Raw genomic sequence first — 18,162 nt, 5'->3', positions numbered from 1 at the left:
CGACCGATCAGGGCCGCCCGATCAGAGCGGCCCGACCAGTGCCGCCCGATCAGAACCGCAGGTCGGCGCGCACGTAGTAGAAGCCGCCGCCCGGCAGGTCGTACGTCGACCCGTCGAAGCTGTTGAGGTTGCACGACAGGCACACCGGCGGATCCTTGCCGAACACGTTGTTGGCGCCCACCAGCAGCTGCAGGCCCTTCATCCAGTCGAACTTGTAGCCGACCTGCACGTCGTGGAACGTCGTGCTGCCCAGGCGGTTCAGGCCCGGCGCCGGGTTGTTGCGGCAGATCGGGAAGTCGGCGGCGTCACCGCACGACTCGACGAGGTCGCTGATGTGGCGCGCGGTCCAGGCGGCCGACCAGTTGTTGAGGTTCCACTCCAGCGTGCCGGTGGACTGCCACTTCGGGATCGAGCGGGTGACCGGATCGCTGACCAGCAGCCCGACCGCGAGCGGCTGGCGCGACCCGTCGCCGCCGACGGCCTCGTAGTTGCCGACCCACGAGTTCTGCCAGCTGACCTTGAAGTCGCCCAGCGAGCTCTCCGGCAGCGTCCAGAACACGTCGAAGTCCCAGCCGTCCGTCTTGATGACGTTGAAGTTGGCCAGGAAGTTCGAGAACGACTCGATCTGGTCGGTCGCGCCGTTGCGGACGATGCCGTTGCAGTACTGCGGATCGAGCGTCTGCACGCACAGGTTGAGCTGGGTCTGCGGATCCGGCGCCTGGATCGCGCCTTCGATGCGGTGCTTGTAGAACGTGCCCTCGATGTCGACGCGGCGCGCGACGGCGGAGTTCTCGAACAGCGACGGCGTCCAGACGAAGCCGAGCGAGAAGCTCTGCGAGCGCTCCGGCTCCAGCGTTTCCACGCCGCCGGTCTCCACGCTGATCTGCGGGTCGAACTGCGGCTGGCCCGGGGCGACGCCCAGCGCCGCGCAGTTGGCCGCGTTGGCGGCGTAGTTCGACCCGAGGCACGGGTCGACGATGTTCGCGTCGAAGCGGGTGCCCAGGCCGTACAGCTCGCCGATCGACGGGGCGCGGAAGCCCTCGGCGAACGTGCCGCGCAGCATCAGCTCGTCGGCCACCTGCCAGCGCAGGCCGTACTTCGGCACGAACTCGCCGCCGAAGGTCGAGTAGTCCGAGTAGCGGCCGGCGACGTTGAGCTCGAGCTTCTTGCCCCAGCTCGAGTCGGCCATCAGCGGCACGTTGAGCTCGACGAACACCTCGTTGACGTCGTACTCGCCGCTGGTCGGCAGCGACGGCACGCCGTTGTACTCGCCGCGCACGGTCTGCGGGTCGGGATCGTAGGAGCCTTCGTACTTGCGGTACTCGTAGCCGGTCGCGAACGACACCGCGCCGGCCCAGCCGTCGAACAGGTCACCGGACAGGTTGGCCGTCGCCTGGGTCAGCGTGTTCTCGCTGCGGTCCCGGAACACCGGGCTGATGTAGGCCAGCATCTCCTGGGTGATCGTGTTGAAGCCGAAGATGTCCAGCGGCGTGCAGCCGGCCGTCGCGGCGCACACGGCCGGATCGCCGAGCGCGGTGACGATGTTCTTGATGTTGTAGCTGCCGCGGTTCTCCTGCTCGGCCTCGTTGGTGCTGTACGACGCGTTGACGTCCCAGAACCAGCTGCGCGCGCCGACGTCGAACGCACCTTCCAGGCCGGTGCCGAAGTACGTCGTGTCGACCTGCTGGCCGAACAGGCGCGGACCGCCTTCGGTCGGGCGGCGGCGGATCGTCAGGATGTTGCTCGAATCGAGCTGGAACCCGAACGGATTGAACGGGTGGTTCACCGGGATGACGACGTTCGACGCGAACGCGGTGCCGCTGCCCGGCCCGAGGTCGATCGGCTCCGGCGCGGCCTGGTTCAGCGACTCGCGGCGATTGACCAGCGCGCGCGCATACCAGTTGACGTTCTCGGCGACGTCGAAGCGGAACTGGCCGAACAGGCCGGCGCGCTCGGACGGCGTCTGCGTGAGGTTGAACGGCGCGTAGTTGAACGCGTCGCGCGAGGCGAGCCAGCAGCGGAAACCGTCGGCGCGGTCGGCGCCGGCGGACGTGCAGTTCGGCAGGCCCGGCGTGTAGGTCGGGTTGCTCAGGGTCGGGTCGGTGACCAGGTCGTAGGCCCCGCCGTTGCGCGGGTCGACGAAGCGGAAGCGGCCGCCCGGCACGCGCGAGCTGCCCAGCGCCAGGCCCGTGCCGAACACCGGATCGCGGGTGCGCGCGCGGTCCTTGGAGGCGACTTCCTCCTGGTCGTAGTAGCTGGCGCCGACGAACCAGCTGGCGCGATCACTCAGGCCGCCCCAGGCCAGGTCGACGCCGGTGGACTGGCCGTCGCCCGGCTCGTACTGGCCGTAGTTGAGGGTGATCTGCGCGCCGTCGAAGTTGCGGCGGGTGATCACGTTGACCACGCCGGCGATCGCATCGGAACCGTACAGCGACGAGGCGCCGTCTTCGAGGACCTCGATGCGCTCGACGATCGCGAGCGGGATGGTGTTGAGGTCGACCGCCGCGCCGACGCCCGAGGCCGAGGATTCGTTGACCCAGCGCATGCCGTCGACCAGCACGAGGACGCGCTTGGTGCCGAGGTTGCGCAGGTCGACCGTGGTCGAGCCGGCGCCGGTGCCGCCGCCGTCGGACGGGAAGCCGTCGTTGCCGGAGGCGTTGCGCGTGCGATTGAAGCCCGAGCCCGAACCGGTGATCTGCTGGACGACGTCGCCGATCGACGTCAGGCCGGTGCGCTCGATGTCCTCGCGCGACAGCGTGCGCACGGGCACCTGGCCTTCGACCTCGGCCTTCTTGATGCGGCTGCCGGTGACGGTGACGGTGTCGAGGGTGGTCGCCTGCGGGTTGGCCGCGGCGGGGGCCGGGGCGTCCTGCGCGGCGGCAAGGCCGGGCAGGCTGATCAGCAGCGACAGCTGGATGGCTTTCGCCAGGGTCTTGCGGCGCAGCACGTTCATTGCATCTCTCCGTGAAGAATTGTCGTTTTTAGGGCGATCGCACGCGCCGCAGCCCCTGTCCAGCGGCGTCACCGGGTTGTAAACAAATTGTGAAGCGGCCACAAGCGGCAAAGGTCCGCGCGGCATTCGGCACAGTTCGGGGAGACCCGCCGGGCGGTCCTTGGCGGGTGGTGCGTCGACCCGCAGCCCCGGCTAGACCGGGCGCGGGGGCGGCTCAGCCGCCGGACGCGAGGCTGGCGGCGACCGCGAGCAGGAACAGCGCGAACACGCGCTTGAGGGTGTCGCCGTGCAGCCGGTGCGCGAGGCGGGTGCCGAACGGCGCGGCGAGCACCGACGCCATCGCCACGCCGATCGCCGCCGGCAGGTAGACGTAGCCGACGGCGTGCTCCGGCAGCGCGCCCGCCGGCGCATGCAGCGCGTAGCCGACCGCGCTGGCCAGCCCGATCGCCACGCCGCACGCGGACGAGGTCCCGACCGCGCGCACCGGTGCGACGCCGCGCGAGACCAGCAGCGGCACCGTCATGCTGCCGCCGCCGATTCCGACCACGGCCGACACCGCTCCGATCACGCCGCCGGCCGCGGCCATGCCCGGGCCCTTCGGCGCAGGGCGTCCGTCCGGCCGGCCCTCGCGGCCCTTGCCGAGCAGCAGCTGCAGCGCGGCGATCACGCAGTAGCCGGCGACGATCCAGCGCAGCGCGTCGCCGTCGATACGCACCGCCACGCCGCTGCCGAGCCAGCCGCCGAGCAGCAGCCCCGGCACCATCCACGCCACCGTCGGCCACAGCACGCTGCCGCGCTTGGCGTGCGCGCGAGCCGACGCCGCCGCGGTCAGCACGATGCTCGCCAGCGAGCTCGCGAGCGCGGCATGCATCGCCGCGTCGGCGGGCACACCGAGCAGCGGCAGCAGCCACGCCAGCGCGGCGACGAGCACGAGCCCGCCGCCGACGCCGAGCAGTCCGGCGAGCACGCCGGCGATCGCGCCGAGCACGAGGAACAGCAGCCACTCGATCATCGATCCACTCCTGCCTCCGCACGCGCCACGCCTTCACGCGCGCCGTGCGCAAACCCGCGCCGCGCTTGGCGCGCAGGGCATTGCGGCGCATCGCTGGCAGGCGTTCTTCACGCGGGTCGTTCATCGACGCTGGGCTATAGTCCGGCGCATGACGATGACCCGCCCCCACGCCATCGTACTCGCCGCATTGACGTTCGCTTTCGCTCCCTGCGCGCTCGCGCAGACGGGCGTGCCGTCGTCGCCGCGTGCGCAGTCGCCCGCCACCTCCACCGCGCTGGTCGCGTCCGACCCGCAACTGCCGCGCGTGCGCGCAGCGATCGAAGCGGCCGAGCGTGGCGACTTCGACGCCGGCGCCAACGCCGACCTGACCCGCCATCCGCTCTACGGCTGGATCGAGTACGCCGCGCTGCGCCGCGAGATCGACACGCTGCCGCGCGCGCGCGCCGAGGCCTTCCTCGCGCGCCACGACCGCCAGGCCGTCGGCGACGCGTTCCGCGAGCTGTGGCTCGCCGCGGCGTCGCGCCGCGAGGACTGGGCGGCGCTGATGGCCGCGTGGCGGCCGGGCATCAAGTCGACCGAGCTGCGCTGCGCCCAGCTCAACGCGCGCCGCGCGCTGGCCCCGGCGGATGCGGCGTGGATCGGCGAAGCGCAGGCGATCTGGCGCGGCGCCGGCAAGCCGCTGTCGGCCACCTGCGACGCCACGTTCGCGTCGCTGGCGGCGGCGGGCGGTCTCACCCCGGCGCTGCGCTGGGAACGCATCGATGCGGCGGCCGCCGAGCGGCAGCCCGCGGTGATCCGCAGCGTCGCGCGCGGCCTGCCGCCCGACGACGCCGCGCTGGCCAACGACTACGCCGCATTCCTCGACGGGGTGCATGCGCGTGCGCTGTCGTGGCCGAAGACCGAACGCAGCCGCCGCATCGCCTCGTACGGGCTGGCCAAGCTGGCCAAGACGGCGCCGGCGGCGGCCGAGGCGCAGCTGCCGCAGTACGCGCAGGCGCTCGGCATGGGCGACCAGGACCGCGGCCGCGTGCTGTACGAGATCGCGCTGTGGACCGTCGCGTCGTACGAACCGGACTCCGCGCGCCGCCTCAACGCCGTACCCGACGTGTCCTACGACGACCGCCTGCACGAGTGGCGCGCACGCGAGGCGATGGCGCGCTCGGACTGGCCGGCGGCGCTGGCCGCGATCCGCAGGATGGGCGCCAAGCAACGCGCCGACTCGCGCTGGACGTATTTCGAGGCGCGACTGGCCGAGCGCGCCGGCGACCGCGCGACCGCGCAGCGGCTGTACCGCGAGGCCGCGACCAAGCCCGAGTTCCACGGCTTCCTCGCCGCCGACCGCCTGAACCAGCCGTACGCGCTGTGCCCGTGGATGCCGGCCGACAGCGCCGCAGCCAAGGCCGCGGTCGCCCGCGACCCGGCGATCGTGCGCGCGCTCGGCCTGTACCGGATCCAGCGCAACGGCTGGGCGGTGCGCGAGTGGGACGAGGCGCTCGCGCGCTTCGACGATGCGCAGCGGCGCATGGCCGTCGAGGTCGCGCAGCAGCACGGCTGGTTCGACCGCGGCGTGTTCTCCCTTGGCAAGACGCCGGCGGGCGAGCCGCGGCCGGACGAACTGCGCCTGTACCCGCTGCGCTTCCCGCTGCACCACGACGACACCATCCGCCGCGAGGCGCGCCGCAATGGCCTCGACCCGGCGTGGGTCGCGGCCGAGATCCGCGCCGAAAGCATCTTCACCCCGACCGCGCGCTCGTCGGCGAACGCGCTCGGGCTGATGCAGATCCTGCCCGCCACCGGCGCCCAGGTCGCGCGCGGGATCGGCCAGCCGTGGGGCGGCGCCGACAGCCTGTACGACCCGGACACCAACATCACCCTCGGCAGCGCGTACCTGCGCCAGCTGATGGACAAGTACGGCGGCCAGCCGTACTTCGCGATTGCCGGCTACAACGCCGGCCCCGCGCCGCTGGGCCGCTGGCAGTCGCAGCGCCCGGGCATGGACCCGGACTTCTGGATCGAGACGATCAGCTACAAGGAAACCCGCGACTACGTCGCCCGGGTGCTGGCCTTCAGCGTGATCTACGACTGGCGCCTCAACGGCGACGCGGTGACACTGGACGACCGCATGCGCGGCCGGCTCGATGGCCCGCGCAAGCGCTTCAGCTGCCCGCTGCCGTCGACCGCGCCCGCCGCGGCGGCGCCGGCCGCCGGCAGGCCCGCCACCCGCCGTTGAAGCACACCCCATGGCCCGACAGCACGTCCTGATCCTCGGCGGCACCGGCTTCGTCGGTCGCCACCTAGCCGCGCGCCTGCTCGGCGACGGCCACCGCGTGACCGTGCTCAGCCGCGGCGGCGACGCCGGCCGCCGCGCGCAGCTGCCGCGCGGGGCGAGCGTGATCGAAGGCGACGTCGCCGACGGCCAGTTCCTGCGCGCGGTGCTCGACGACGCCGACGCGGTCGTGAACCTGACCGGCATCCTCAACGAGCGCGGCGACGACGGCGACGGCTTCCGCCAGGTGTTCGTCGGCCTGACCGAAACGCTGATCCAGGCGATGCGCGATATGCGCGTGCGCCGGCTGCTGCAGATGAGCGCGCTGCACGCGACCGACGGCGCCAGCCACTACCTGATGGCGCGCGGCGAAGCCGACAAGCGCGTGCGCGCGTCGCAGCTGGACTGGACGATCTTCCGCCCGTCGGTGATCGCCGGGCCGGGCGACGGCCTGTTCTGCCGCTTCGACGGGCTGCTGAAACTCGCCCCGGTGCTGCCGATCGGCCGCGCCGACGCGAAGTTCCAGCCGGTGTGGGTCGGCGACGTCGCCGACGCGTTCGCACGCGCGCTGGTCGACGACAAGACCATCGGCCAGGTCTACGACCTGGTCGGCCCGGACACGATGTCGCTGGCCGAGATCGTGCGCTTCACCGCGCGCGCGCGCCGGCGCACGCGCTTCGTGATCCCGCTGCCGCCCGGCCTGGGCAAGCTGCAGGCCGAGGTCGGCGAGCACCTGCCGGGCAAGCCGATCAGCCGCGACAACTGGCGCTCGCTGCAGCTGGACTCGACCAGCGCCGACAACGGCCTGCCGAAGCTCGGCCTGACGCCGACCCCGGTGCTGCCGAAGCTGCCCGAGATCCTCGGCATCGCCCGCGACGCGTAGCCGCCACCCCCGCACCGCCCGACCTTCCGGAGATCGCCATGGGACTGCTCGACACCCTGCTCGGCCACGCCGGCGAGAAGTCCACCGACCAGGTCAACGAGGCGCTCGGCCCGCTGCTGGCGCCGGGCGAGACCGTGCAGCGCGCGTTCGGCGAAATCCGCGACCTGATCGTGTTCACCGACCGCCGGCTGATCTTCGTCGACAAGCAGGGCGTGACCGGGCGCAAGAGCGAGTTCCTCAGCGTGCCGTACCGCAGCATCGCGATGTTCGCGCTGGAGACGGCCGGGCATTTCGACCTGGAGGCCGAGCTGCGCGTGTGGGTGTCGGGCCAGGCCGCGCCGATCGCGCGCGCGCTCGGGCGCAACGCCGGCGCCGAGGACATCATCGCGCTGCTGGCGCAGTACGCGCCGCGCTGAGCGGCCACGTTCGGCAAGGTCGTGCGGCGCGGCCGCGACCTAGACTCGGGCCACCACCGCTCGAGCCGCCCGCATGCCCAGCCTCGCCATGACCTCCGTCCTCGCCTGGGCGCTCGCGAACGCCGCCTCGTCGGCGCCGTCCACGGCCCCTGCGGCCGGGTCGGACACGGTGCCCCACGCACCGGTCGCCTCGACAACCGGCGCCGACGAACGACCGCTGTGCACCCGCGAGCGCCGCACCGGCACCGCCTTCGTCAAGCGCGTGTGCCGCACGAGGAGCGAGCGCGACGCCGAGCGGCGCGAGGCGCGCGAGCAGATGCAGTCGGGCCAGGGCATCCAGACCTGGAACCCCTACCTCGACGGCTGAGCCCGCCCCGCGGGCCGGCCGCGACACACGCCACGCGCGCGACTGGGTAGGCTGTCGGGCCCGACCCTCGAGGCCCAACCCCGTGCAGACCTACCTCGTCGGCGGCGCCGTGCGCGACGCCCTGCTCGGCCTGCCGCCGGGCGACCGCGACTGGGTGGTCGTCGGCGAGACCCAGGCCTCGATGGAGGCCGCGGGCTTCCGCGCGGTCGGCGCCGATTTCCCGGTGTTCCTGCACCCGGCCAGCGGCGAGGAGTACGCGCTGGCGCGGACCGAGCGCAAAAGCGGGCGCGGCCACCGCGGCTTCGTCGTCGACGCCGATCCGTCGGTCACGCTCGAGCAGGACCTGCATCGCCGCGACTTCACGATCAACGCGATCGCCCAGGCCCCCGACGGCACGCTGGTCGACCCGTACGGCGGCCACCGCGACCTGCAGGACCGCGTGCTGCGCCACGTCGGCCCGGCGTTCGCCGAGGACCCGCTGCGGGTGCTGCGCGCCGGCCGCTTCATGGCGCGGTTCGCGCCGCTGGGCTTCACCGTCGCGCCGGACACGATGGCGCTGATGCGCGCGATGGTCGACGCGGGCGAACTCGCCGACCTGGTGCCCGAACGCGTGTGGCAGGAGCTGCGCCGCGCGCTGGCCAGCGCGGCGCCGTCGGCGTTCCTGCGCACGCTGCATGACGCCGGCGCCCTGGCCGCGGTGCTGCCCGAGGTCGACGCGCTGTACGGCGTGCCGCAGCGCGCCGAGTACCACCCCGAGGTCGACACCGGCGTGCACGTCGAGATGGTCTGCGACATGGCCGCGCGACTGGCCCCGGGCGACGACCTCGTCGGCTTCGCCGCGCTGACCCACGACCTCGGCAAGGCGCTGACCCCGTCATCGCAGCTGCCGCGCCACGTCAACCACGAGCACGCTGGCGTCGCCCCGCTGCGCGCGCTGTGCGAGCGCCTGCGCATTCCGGCGCAACACCGCCAGCTGGCCGAGGCCGCGTGCCGCGAGCACCTCAACGTGCACCGGTTCTACGAACTGCGCGCGTCCACCGTCGAGGCCTTGATCGCGCGCTGCGACGGCTACCGCCGCCCCGAGCGGATCGCCCAGCTGGCCACGGTGTGCGAGGCCGACAAGCGCGGCCGCGGCGGCGCCGCCGAGGACGCCTACCCGCAGGGCCCGGCCCTGCTCGCCGCCCACGCGGCCGCCCGCGCCGTGCGGGCCGCCGACCTCGGACCGGGCCGCGACGGCGCCCCGCTCGACGGGCCCGCGCTCGGCGAGGCCCTGCGCCAGGCGCGGATCGGCGCGATCGCCCAGGCGCTGTCCAAGCCGCGCTGAGCGCCCGCGGCCGCGCCCGGCGTCGAAGTCGGGTCGCGCCCTCTCCGACCTCGTCAGCCGGCGGCCGCGACCCGCAGCCGGGCGTCGGACTGTGCCGAATCTGGCGGGACCCTGTGCGCAATCCGGCGCCCGAGTGTTTCGGATTTGTTGTTTCAGTGTTGCGGTTCTGTTAATTCAGGTCCGGTCCGTCGGTCTTCAGCGCGGCGCGCTGGCGGATGGGACGGCAGGACGGCCGTCCCAGGGGGGCGCCTGCGCGTCACTAGGACACCTCGATGAGCAGCAGACTGCGTTGCAGAAGGAATTCCATCGCGCTCGGCATCCGCCACGCCCTGTGGGGCGGCACGGTACTGGCGCTGGCCGGCATCGGCAGCGTCCACGCCCAGCAGGCGCCGGCCCCCGCGCCGCAGCAACAGCCGGCCGCGCAGGCCGGTGACGAAGGCGCGACCACGCTCGAGACCGTCTCGGTGCTCGGATCGCGCACCAAGCCGCGCACCGAGGCCAGCTCAGCGGTGCCGATCGACATCCTCGGCGGCGAGGAGTTCCACACCCAGCCGTCGGTCGACGTGCTCGACAAGCTGCGCACGCTGGTGCCGTCGTTCAACGTCAGCACGATTCCGATCGACGACGCCGCGACGCTGGTGCGCCCGGCCAACCTGCGCGGCCTGCCGCCGGACAACACGCTGATCCTGGTCAACGGCAAGCGCCGCCACCGCGCGGCGGTGATCACCTTCCTCGGCCGCGGCCTGTCCGACGGCGCGCAGGGCGGCGACGTGTCGGTGTTCCCGTCGCTGGCGCTGGAGCAGGTCGAAGTGCTGCGCGACGGCGCGGCGGCGCAGTACGGTTCCGACGCGATCGCCGGCGTCATCAACTTCGGCCTCAAGCGGCTCGACAGCGGCGGCACGGTCGAGGCGTTCGGCGGCCAGTACTACGAGGGCGACGGCGCCACCCAGCAGTACACCGCGCAGATCGGCCTGCCGCTGACCGCCAATGGCTTTGCGACGCTGACCGCCGAGTGGCGCTCGGCCGACGACACCTCGCGCAGCGTGCAGCGCGACGACGCGGCCGCCGTGGCCGCCGCCGGCTACCCGGGCGTGCTCGACCCGGTGCAGGTCTGGGGCTCGCCGAAGACCCACGAGGACATGAAGTTCGTCGCCAACTTCGGCATCTCCGGCGAGAGCGTGGACTTCTACGGCTTCGGCAACTACGCCAAGCGCGACGTCGAGGGCGGCTTCTACTACCGCAACCCGACCGCCCGCAGCGGCGTGTTCTCGAACGACGGCGGCCAGACGCTGCTGATCGGCGACCTCAACACCGGCAACGCCACCACCTGCCCGACGATCGCGCTGCGCGACGCCAACGGCAACCTGCTGCCGTACGCCGGGGTCGGCGCCGCCGTCGCCGCGCTGCCGTCGGAGTGCTTCACCTTCCTGTCGCAGTTCCCGGGCGGCTTCACGCCGAAGTTCGGCGGACGGATGGAGGACGCCGCGCTGACGCTCGGCGTCAAGGGCGTCTGGGGCGACGGCTGGCACTGGGACCTCAGCGGCAGCCACGGCCGCAACGAGATCAACTTCTACATGCTCAACACGGTCAACGCCTCGCTGGGTCCGAGCCAGCCGGGCGACAACGAGTTCGCGCCGGGCGGCAACACCCAGACCGAAATGAGCGTCAACTTCGACCTGTCGCGCGACTTCGACACCGGCTTCACCCGCGGCGGTCCGGTCAGCGTCGCGATGGGCGCCGAGTGGCGCGAGGAGGAGTTCGAGGTCCGCGCCGGCGACTACGCGTCGTACGCGATCGGGCCGCTGGTGGCGCAGGGCTTCTCGCTGGGCTCGAACGGCTTCAACGGCTTCAACCCGCGCACCGCCGGCAGCAACAGCCGCGACAACTGGGCGGTCTACGTCGATGCCGAGGCGCCGTTCACCGAGCAGTTCCGCCTCGCCGCCGCGGTCCGCCACGAGGACTTCAGCGACTTCGGCGGCACCACCAACTGGAAGCTCACCGGCCGCTACGACTTCACCGACACCTTCGCCGTGCGCGGCGCGGTCAGCACCGGCTTCCGCGCACCGACCCCAGGCCAGGCCAACGCCGAGCAGGTGACCACGTCGTTCATCGCCGGCCAACTGCGCGACACGGCGGTGCTGTCGCCGAACAACGCGATCGCGCAGTTCTACGGCGCCGAGCCGCTGACCCCGGAAGAGTCGAAGAACGCCTCGCTGGGCCTGGTCTGGAACAGCGGCGGCTGGCTGGCCACGCTCGACTGGTACCAGATCAAGACCGAGGACCGGATCGCGCTGAGCACGTTCTTCACCGTGACCCCGGCCGACCGCGCGGCGCTTGTGGCCGGCGGCAACCCGGAGGCGGCGTCCATCAGCGAGGTGCAGTTCTTCGTCAACGACTTCGACACCACCACCACCGGCATCGACCTGGTCACCAGCTACGCCAGCGACCACTTCGGCGGCGAGACCACCTACTCGCTCGCCGCCAACTGGAACCAGACCGAGGTCGACGACTTCACCCCGGGCATCATCACGCCGATCCGGATCAAGAAGCTGGAAGAGTCGCTGCCGAGCACCAAGGGCTACTTCAGCATCGACCACCAGCGCGAGGTGTTCCACGCCAATGCGCGGGTGAACTACTACGGATCGTTCTTCGAGGACCACCTCGACGACGGCGGCCTGCCGATCAACGGCGACAGCGCGGTGACGGTCGACGCCGAGATCGGCTGGAAGTTCGCCTCGGGCCTGTACTTCAGTCTCGGCGCGCAGAACCTGTTCGACGAGGTGCCCGAGCGCAACCCGTGGGACTTCATCGCCGGCGCGCAGTACCCGGTGCACACGCCGTACGGCTTCAACGGCGGCTTCTACTACGCGCGGGTCGGCTTCAAGTTCTGAGGTTCGGCCTCACCGGAGTAGTGGACGCGGCGCGGGATTTCCCGCGCCGCGTTCGTTTTGGGGAGCCCGTTTCAGGGGTCGTCGCCGCCGCGCCGCGTCAGCGCAGCCGCTGGTCGAGCCGCTGCAGCAGGCCGGCCGCGCGCGTCGACGCCAGCGGCAGCGCCAGCACCACGCCGGCGGCGTTGCAGGCCGCGTCGACCAGGTCGGCCTGGCGCCCGGCGGTCAGCGCGGCCTGCGCGACCTCGAGCCCGATCCCGAGCAGCACCAGCCCGGCCGCGGCCAGCGCCTGCCCGCGCTGCCGTGCAAACAGCATCACCGCGTACAGCGACAGCGCGAAGTAGCCGAGCAGGTGCTGCAGCTTGTCGACGCCGTCGAACATCGGCGTCGGCAGCGTGCTCGGCGGCAGCAGCGAACCGGCGACGACGCCGGCGACCATCACCGCCCAGATCGCGACCCAGACGAACGGGCGGCGGAAGCCGCGCAGCACGCCGCCCGCGTTCGTCGCGCTCATAGGCGGAAGCTCAGGTCGCCGTGCAGGAACGCCGCGCCGAACTCGACGCCCTTGTGGAAGCCCATCGCCTGGAAGCGCTCGCCCATCTCGCTCGGCAACGTCAGCTTGCGCACCTCGTTGGTGCGGCGCTGGCGCTCGACCGGGTCGGCGATGCGCTCGATCCGCTCGAGCACCCCGGCCAGCCCGTTGCCGAGCAGGAAGCTGGCCTGGCTGCAGTAGCCGGCGAAGTCGAAGCCGGCGGCGACGCCGGCCTCGGCCAGCGCGGTGAAGTCGACCGACGCGGTGATGTCCTGCAGCCCCGGGTAGACCAGCGGATCGGCGTGCACGCGGTGGCGGTAGTACGCGCGCAGCGTGCCGTCGTCGCGCTCGGGCAGGTAGTACTCGCCGCGCGGGTGGCCGTAGTCGACGAACAGCATCGCGCCGCGCTGCATGCCGCCGGCGACCGCCTGGATCCAGTACGGCAGCTGCGGCAGCACCTCGGAGCGGTAGCCGTCGGGCAGCGCGCGGCCGAGCGAGCGCTCGACGTGGCGCACCGCATTGGCCAGGAACGCGTCGGCCGGGCGCAGCACGCGCACCAGCACGCCGTCGTCGACGGCGACGTGCTCCTCGAAGATCTCGCTTTCGTCGCTGTCCGCGCCGGGGCCGAGGACTGCGAAGCGCGGCGTCGGCAGCGCGTCGATGACTTCGTTGGCGATCAGCACGCCGTCCCAGTCGTGCGGCACGGGGCCGTCGGGCCACTCGAGCAGTTCGAACAGCAGCGGCGGCAGTTTCTCGCGCAGGCGCTCGCGCTGGCGCTCGCGCAGCTGCGCGCTCGGCTCGAGGATCAGGTAGCGGTCGGGCAGCGCGTCGAGCTCGGTCAGCCGCTTCAGCGCGACCTCGGCCAGCGCGCCGGTGCCGCCGCCGAGTTCGAGCACCAGCGCCTGCGGCCCGAGCTGCTGCAGCACCGGCGCGATCGAGTCCGCCACGCACGCGGCGAACACCGGGCCGAGCTCGGGCGCGGTGACGAAGTCGCCCTCCTCGCCGAACTTGCTGGCGCCGGCGCTGTAGTAGCCCAGCCCGGGCGCGTACAGCGCCAGCTCCATGAAGCGGGAAAACGGGATCGCGCCGCCGGCGGCGTCGATCTCCGCGCGGACGTGCGCCTGCAGCCGGGCGCTGTGCGCGAGCGCGTCGGCCGCGGGGGCGGGCAGGTCGGTTCGGGAGGCGGGCATGCGGACGGGCGCGGTCGCGTGGGACACTGGCCGCTCAGGATACGTCACGCGCTGGAGCCGCCCGATGTCGCTCGCCCCCCCGCCCGTCGCACTCGTCACCGGCGCCGCGCGGCGCATCGGCGCGGTCGTCGCGCGCACGCTGCACGACGCCGGCTACTCGGTCGCGATCCACTACCGCAGCGCGCAGGGCGACGCCGAGGCGCTGGCCGCCGAGTTCGAGCGCGCGCGCCCGGGCACCACGCTGCTGCTGCGCGCCGACCTCGACGCCTTCGACCGCCTGCCCGAGCTGGTCGCGCAGACGGTGGGCCGCTTCGGCCGGCTCGACGCGCTGGTCAACAACGCCTCGACCTTCATCCCGACCGGGCTGGGCACCACGACGCCGGCGCAGTGGGACGCGCTGTTCGCCAGCAACGCGCGCGCGCCGTACTTCCTGTCGCAGGCCGCGGCGCCGCACCTGCGCGCCGCGCGCGGCGGCATCGTCAACCTCGTCGACATCTACGCCGAGCGGCCCAAGCGCGGCCACGCGGTGTACTGCATGGCCAAGGCCGCGCTGCTGATGATGACGCGCGCGCTGGCGCTCGAGCTCGGCCCCGAGGTGCGGGTCAACGCGGTGTCGCCGGGCGCGATCCTGTGGCCCGAAGGCGACGGCGTCGCGGCGGTCACGCCGGCGCAGCAGGCGATGCTCGACCGCACGCCGCTCGGCCGCACCGGCACGCCGGACGAGATCGCCGAGGCGGTGCGCTGGCTGCTGCAGGACGCGCACTACTCCACCGGCCAGGTGCTGCACCTGGACGGCGGGCGGATGATCGAGGGCTGAGCGAAGGCGGACCGACGCGACCGCGACGCGCGCGGCCGCGGCAGCCGTCCGGCCTCAGGCCGACTTCGGCGCGAACGCCCGGTCGATCTGGGCGAACTCGAATCCCGGCGACACTTCGCCGGCCGACGCGTAGCGGTACAGCGCCGCCGAGTACACGCCCGACAGTGCGGCCTGGTACACCGCCATCAGCGCGATCGCGGCGACGAACACGCCGGCCACGACCAGCGCGAGCGCCCACGACAGCTTCGCGGCGAGCACCGCGAGCAGCACGCCGACCAGCGCGACGCCGAACGTCATCAGGCCGAACGCCAGCCCGATGCCGACGGTGCCGATCGCGTTCTCGCCCCAGGTGCGCTTGAGCAGCGCTGCGCTCTGCTTCAGCGCGTCGACCGGGCCGATGCCGCGGCTGACCAGCACCGGCACCACCAGGAACGTCGCCAGCGTCCACGCAGCGCCGAGCCCGCTGCCGAGCAGGCGGATCACGATGTTGTTGTCGCGGTCCTTGAGCCCCTGCAGCAGCACGCCGACGGTGGCGGCGATCGCGGCGTAGCCGAGGATCGCGCCGATCCGCGACCACGCGATCTCGAACCCGTCGCGCAGGGTCGGGTCGTGGCCCTCCATCCGCATCAGCGCCGCGCCGACCAGCGCGCTGTTGCAGAACACGATCACCGCGTACTGGCAGAAGTAGAACAGGAACGCCCACACCGCCGTGGTCACGCCGAAGCCCTGCTCGAGCACGCGCCAGCCGACCATCGGCACCAGGAACGTCGCCAGCACCAGCAGCGTCGCCGCCGCCGACACCAGCGGGAACACCATCAGCTCTTTATCCGAGCGCAGCACGGCCGCGCTGGCCTTCACCAGCGACCAGCTGCGCGAAAACTTGTCGATCATTGGATTGCCTCCCCAGGCGCCGGAGCGGGGGCTCCGGACCGGGCGATTATGCAACCCGCCGGGGGACCGCGCGGGCGTCGGCCACCGCCGGCAGCGTGATCACAGTTCGACCACGTCCGGCACTTGGTCGCAATCCGGGTGCGCGGCCCACAGCTGCGCCAGCGTGCGCCCGCTGCCGGGCACCACGACGCCTGGCGCGATGTCGGCCAGCGGCCGCAGCACGAAGGCGTGGCGCAGCTCGTCGCGCGGCAGCTGCAGGTGGCCGGGACCGTCCATCACCACCTCGTCGAACAGCACGATGTCGATGTCGAGCGTGCGGTCGCCGAAGCGCGGCCCGCTGCGGTCGCGACCGTGCGCGTCCTCGAGCGCGTGCAGCCACGCGTTGAGCGCGAGCGGATCGAGCCCGGTGCGCACGATCGCGGCGGCATTGAGGAAGTCGTCGCCATCGAAGCCGACCGCGCGCGTGCGGTACACCGGCGAGACGACGACGTCGCCGAAGCGATCGCGCAGTTCGGCGATCGCGGTGCGCAGGTGGTGGGCGGCGTCGCGGTTGCTGCCGAGGCTCAGGTACGCGCGGTGCAAGGTCATCGCGATCGGCTCAGTCGCGCGAGCGCTCGATCAGCACGCCGACTGCGCGCGCGCCGCGCACCGCGCCGGGCTTGCTGAGCTTGAGCCGCACGTGGCGCACGCCGAACTCGGCCAGGATGAGGTCGGCCACGCTTTCGGCCAGCGTCTCGACCAGCCCGAACGACGACGCGCCGACGTACTCCATGACCCGCTTGCTGACCGCCTTGTAGTCGAGCGTGTCTTCGATCGCGTCGGTGGCCGCCGGCACGCGGTTGTCGAAGGCCATCTCGATGTCGAACACCAGCGGCTGGCGGATCCGCCGCTCCCAGTCGTAGATGCCGATCAGCGCGTCGATCTCGAGCGCCTCGATGAAAACCTTGTCCATGTGCGGGCCGGGTTGCGTGGTGGGGGAGTGGAGCGGAAGCGGTGAGAGCTTACGGCCGTTCGCGGCGCGCGGTTGCGCGCGCCCGCACGCGCGTCACGCCGCGGCGCCGACCGCCTCCAGCGTGGCCATGTCCCACCGCGGCGCCACCGTCACCGACGCGCTCTCGCGCTGACCGCCCTGCAGCCGCAGCGCCCCGGCGAACGCGATCATCGCGCCGTTGTCGGTGCAGAACACCGGCCGCGGGAAGCACGCGCGGCCGCCGCGCTTGGCGGCCATCGCCTCCAGCCGCGCGCGCAGGCGCTTGTTGGCACCGACGCCGCCGGCGATCACCAGCGTGTCGCAGCCGGCCGCGTCCAGCGCCCGCTCGCACTTGATCGCCAGCGTCTCGACCACCGCGTCCTCGAACCCGCGCGCGATGTCGGCGCGGGTCGCCTCGGACTTGTCGCTGTCCTGCCACGCCAGCAGCACCTGCGTCTTCAGCCCGCTGAAGCTGAAGTCGAGCCCGGGCCGGTCGGTCATCGGCCGCGAGAAGCGGTAGGCGCCCGGCGTGCCGGTCTCGGCCAGCGCGGCCAGCTGCGGCCCCCCGGGGTACGGCAGGCCCATCAGCTTGGCGGTCTTGTCGAAGGCTTCGCCGGCCGCGTCGTCGAGCGTCTCGCCCAGCAGCCGGTAGCGGCCGATCGCGTCGACCGCGACCAGCTGGGTGTGCCCGCCGGACACCAGCAGGGCGACGAACGGCGGCTCGGGCCGGCCGCGGACCGGGTCGTCCTCGAGCAGCGGGGCCAGCAGGTGGCCCTCCATGTGGTGGACGCCGACGGCCGGCACGTCCAGCGCCCATGCCAGCGCGCGGGCGACGCCGGCGCCGACCAGCAGGGCGCCGACCAGCCCGGGGCCGGCGGTGTAGGCGACGCCGTCCAGCTCATCCAGGGTGAGGCCGGCGTCGGCCAGGGTCTGGCGGACCAGCGGCAGCAGCTTGCGCACGTGGTCGCGGCTGGCCAGTTCGGGCACCACCCCGCCGTACTCGGCGTGCAGGGCGATCTGGCTGTAGACCGCGTGCGCCCGCAGGCCGGTGTCCGTGTCGTACACGGCCACGCCGGTCTCGTCGCAGCTGGTTTCGATACCCAGGACTTTCACGTCGGCAGATCCGCTTCAGGAGGGTGGCGATGGGGGACGATCTGGGGGTCGCGCGCCCGCAAACCCAGTGGCGGCGGGCCCCCGGCCCGGCGCCGGCGCAATCGGCTTGCGCGCCCGGACGGGGTTTGGCTATCATACGCGGCTCGCCCGGCCCGGCCGTGCGGTCCTCACAACAGAGATCACGTATGCCCAGCGTCAAAGTCCGCGAAAACGAGCCGTTCGAGTTTGCTCTGCGCCGCTTCAAGCGCACCTGCGAGAAGGCCGGCGTCCTCGCCGAGACCCGCAAGCGCGAGTTCTACGAGAAGCCGACGCAGGAACGCAAGCGCAAGGCGGCCGCGGCGGTGAAGCGCCAGGTCCGTCGCTCGTCGCGCGACGTCACCAAGCGTCAGCGCCTGTACTGATCGCGCCCGGTGACGGGCCCCGCGCCGCGCGCGGACCCGTTTCCCCGCTGTCACGCAAGCCGGCCGCGCCCTGCGCCGCCGGCTTTTTGCGTGCCTGACGTTTTGCCGGTCCCGGCGCCCCGTGCCGCCGGACCCGCGC

Annotated in this window: 16 protein-coding genes; 8 read left to right on the top strand and 8 right to left on the bottom strand. The window is 72.7% G+C overall.

Going from position 1 to position 18,162, the window contains the following annotated elements; genetic code table 11:
* Positions 1–49: 49 nt before the first annotated feature.
* Both D3A60_RS12745 and D3A60_RS12740 read right to left on the bottom strand, forming a co-directional pair.
* Positions 50–2,953 (bottom strand): TonB-dependent receptor domain-containing protein, encoded by a 2,904-nt coding sequence (locus D3A60_RS12745; protein ID WP_119719155.1) that lies wholly within the window; start codon positions 2,951–2,953, stop codon positions 50–52.
* Between the two features lie 214 nt (positions 2,954–3,167).
* Positions 3,168–3,965, bottom strand: a complete 798-nt coding sequence (locus D3A60_RS12740) for a sulfite exporter TauE/SafE family protein (protein ID WP_119719154.1) — start codon at positions 3,963–3,965, stop codon at positions 3,168–3,170.
* 154 nt (positions 3,966–4,119) lie between these two features.
* On the opposite strand from D3A60_RS12740, the gene D3A60_RS12735 reads away from it, so the two are divergent.
* The 6 genes from D3A60_RS12735 (at position 4,120) to D3A60_RS12710 (ending at position 12,112) form a co-directional block, all read left to right on the top strand.
* Positions 4,120–6,195, top strand: coding sequence for a lytic transglycosylase domain-containing protein (locus D3A60_RS12735; protein ID WP_119719400.1), 2,076 nt, complete (start codon positions 4,120–4,122; stop codon positions 6,193–6,195).
* A 10-nt stretch (positions 6,196–6,205) separates the two neighbouring features.
* Positions 6,206–7,114: a complex I NDUFA9 subunit family protein gene (locus tag D3A60_RS12730; protein WP_119719153.1), complete on the top strand. Its 909-nt coding sequence runs from the start codon at positions 6,206–6,208 to the stop codon at positions 7,112–7,114.
* A 38-nt stretch (positions 7,115–7,152) separates the two neighbouring features.
* Positions 7,153–7,530 carry a PH domain-containing protein gene (locus D3A60_RS12725; RefSeq protein WP_119719152.1) on the top strand — a complete coding sequence of 126 codons (378 nt, stop codon included), beginning with the start codon at positions 7,153–7,155 and terminating at the stop codon, positions 7,528–7,530.
* Positions 7,531–7,618: 88 nt separating this feature from the next.
* Positions 7,619–7,897 (top strand): hypothetical protein, encoded by a 279-nt coding sequence (locus tag D3A60_RS12720; RefSeq protein ID WP_196778744.1) that lies wholly within the window; start codon positions 7,619–7,621, stop codon positions 7,895–7,897.
* An 82-nt stretch (positions 7,898–7,979) separates the two neighbouring features.
* Positions 7,980–9,221 (top strand): multifunctional CCA addition/repair protein, encoded by a 1,242-nt coding sequence (locus tag D3A60_RS12715; RefSeq protein ID WP_119719150.1) that lies wholly within the window; start codon positions 7,980–7,982, stop codon positions 9,219–9,221.
* Between the two features lie 272 nt (positions 9,222–9,493).
* Positions 9,494–12,112 carry a TonB-dependent receptor plug domain-containing protein gene (locus D3A60_RS12710; protein WP_119719149.1) on the top strand — a complete coding sequence of 873 codons (2,619 nt, stop codon included), beginning with the start codon at positions 9,494–9,496 and terminating at the stop codon, positions 12,110–12,112.
* A 97-nt stretch (positions 12,113–12,209) separates the two neighbouring features.
* Here the strand turns inward: D3A60_RS12710 and D3A60_RS12705 are convergent, their stop codons facing one another.
* Both D3A60_RS12705 and D3A60_RS12700 read right to left on the bottom strand, forming a co-directional pair.
* Positions 12,210–12,623, bottom strand: a complete 414-nt coding sequence (locus tag D3A60_RS12705) for a VanZ family protein (RefSeq protein WP_119719148.1) — start codon at positions 12,621–12,623, stop codon at positions 12,210–12,212.
* The gene (locus D3A60_RS12700; RefSeq protein WP_119719399.1) at positions 12,620–13,831 is read right to left on the bottom strand and encodes a class I SAM-dependent methyltransferase; all 1,212 of its coding nucleotides are present in this window, start codon (positions 13,829–13,831) and stop codon (positions 12,620–12,622) included. Before D3A60_RS12700 ends, D3A60_RS12705 begins: the two co-directional genes overlap by 4 nt.
* A 64-nt stretch (positions 13,832–13,895) precedes the next feature.
* On the opposite strand from D3A60_RS12700, the gene D3A60_RS12695 reads away from it, so the two are divergent.
* Positions 13,896–14,648 (top strand): pteridine reductase, encoded by a 753-nt coding sequence (locus D3A60_RS12695; protein WP_119719147.1) that lies wholly within the window; start codon positions 13,896–13,898, stop codon positions 14,646–14,648.
* Between the two features lie 54 nt (positions 14,649–14,702).
* On the opposite strand, the gene D3A60_RS12690 is transcribed toward D3A60_RS12695, so the two are convergent.
* From D3A60_RS12690 to tsaD, 4 genes are all read right to left on the bottom strand, one after another.
* Positions 14,703–15,539, bottom strand: a complete 837-nt coding sequence (locus D3A60_RS12690; RefSeq protein ID WP_119719146.1) for a DUF6159 family protein — start codon at positions 15,537–15,539, stop codon at positions 14,703–14,705.
* Positions 15,540–15,638: 99 nt separating this feature from the next.
* Positions 15,639–16,121, bottom strand: coding sequence for a 2-amino-4-hydroxy-6-hydroxymethyldihydropteridine diphosphokinase (gene folK, locus D3A60_RS12685; protein ID WP_407062791.1), 483 nt, complete (start codon positions 16,119–16,121; stop codon positions 15,639–15,641).
* A gap of 16 nt (positions 16,122–16,137) precedes the next feature.
* The gene (gene folB / locus D3A60_RS12680; RefSeq protein WP_119719144.1) at positions 16,138–16,491 is read right to left on the bottom strand and encodes a dihydroneopterin aldolase; all 354 of its coding nucleotides are present in this window, start codon (positions 16,489–16,491) and stop codon (positions 16,138–16,140) included.
* 93 nt (positions 16,492–16,584) lie between these two features.
* Positions 16,585–17,622, bottom strand: a complete 1,038-nt coding sequence (tsaD, locus tag D3A60_RS12675; protein WP_119719143.1) for a tRNA (adenosine(37)-N6)-threonylcarbamoyltransferase complex transferase subunit TsaD — start codon at positions 17,620–17,622, stop codon at positions 16,585–16,587.
* A 185-nt stretch (positions 17,623–17,807) separates the two neighbouring features.
* Between tsaD and rpsU the strand changes: the two genes are divergently transcribed.
* Positions 17,808–18,023, top strand: a complete 216-nt coding sequence (gene rpsU / locus D3A60_RS12670) for a 30S ribosomal protein S21 (RefSeq protein ID WP_119719142.1) — start codon at positions 17,808–17,810, stop codon at positions 18,021–18,023.
* Positions 18,024–18,162: the final 139 nt, after the last annotated feature.

The sequence above is a fragment of the Cognatilysobacter tabacisoli genome (assembly GCF_003586305.1).
GTDB classification, from domain to species: Bacteria; Pseudomonadota; Gammaproteobacteria; order Xanthomonadales; family Xanthomonadaceae; genus Cognatilysobacter_A; species Cognatilysobacter_A tabacisoli.
The sequence above is the reverse complement of the archived record's forward strand: the minus strand, read 5'-3'. Positions and strand labels throughout refer to the sequence as shown.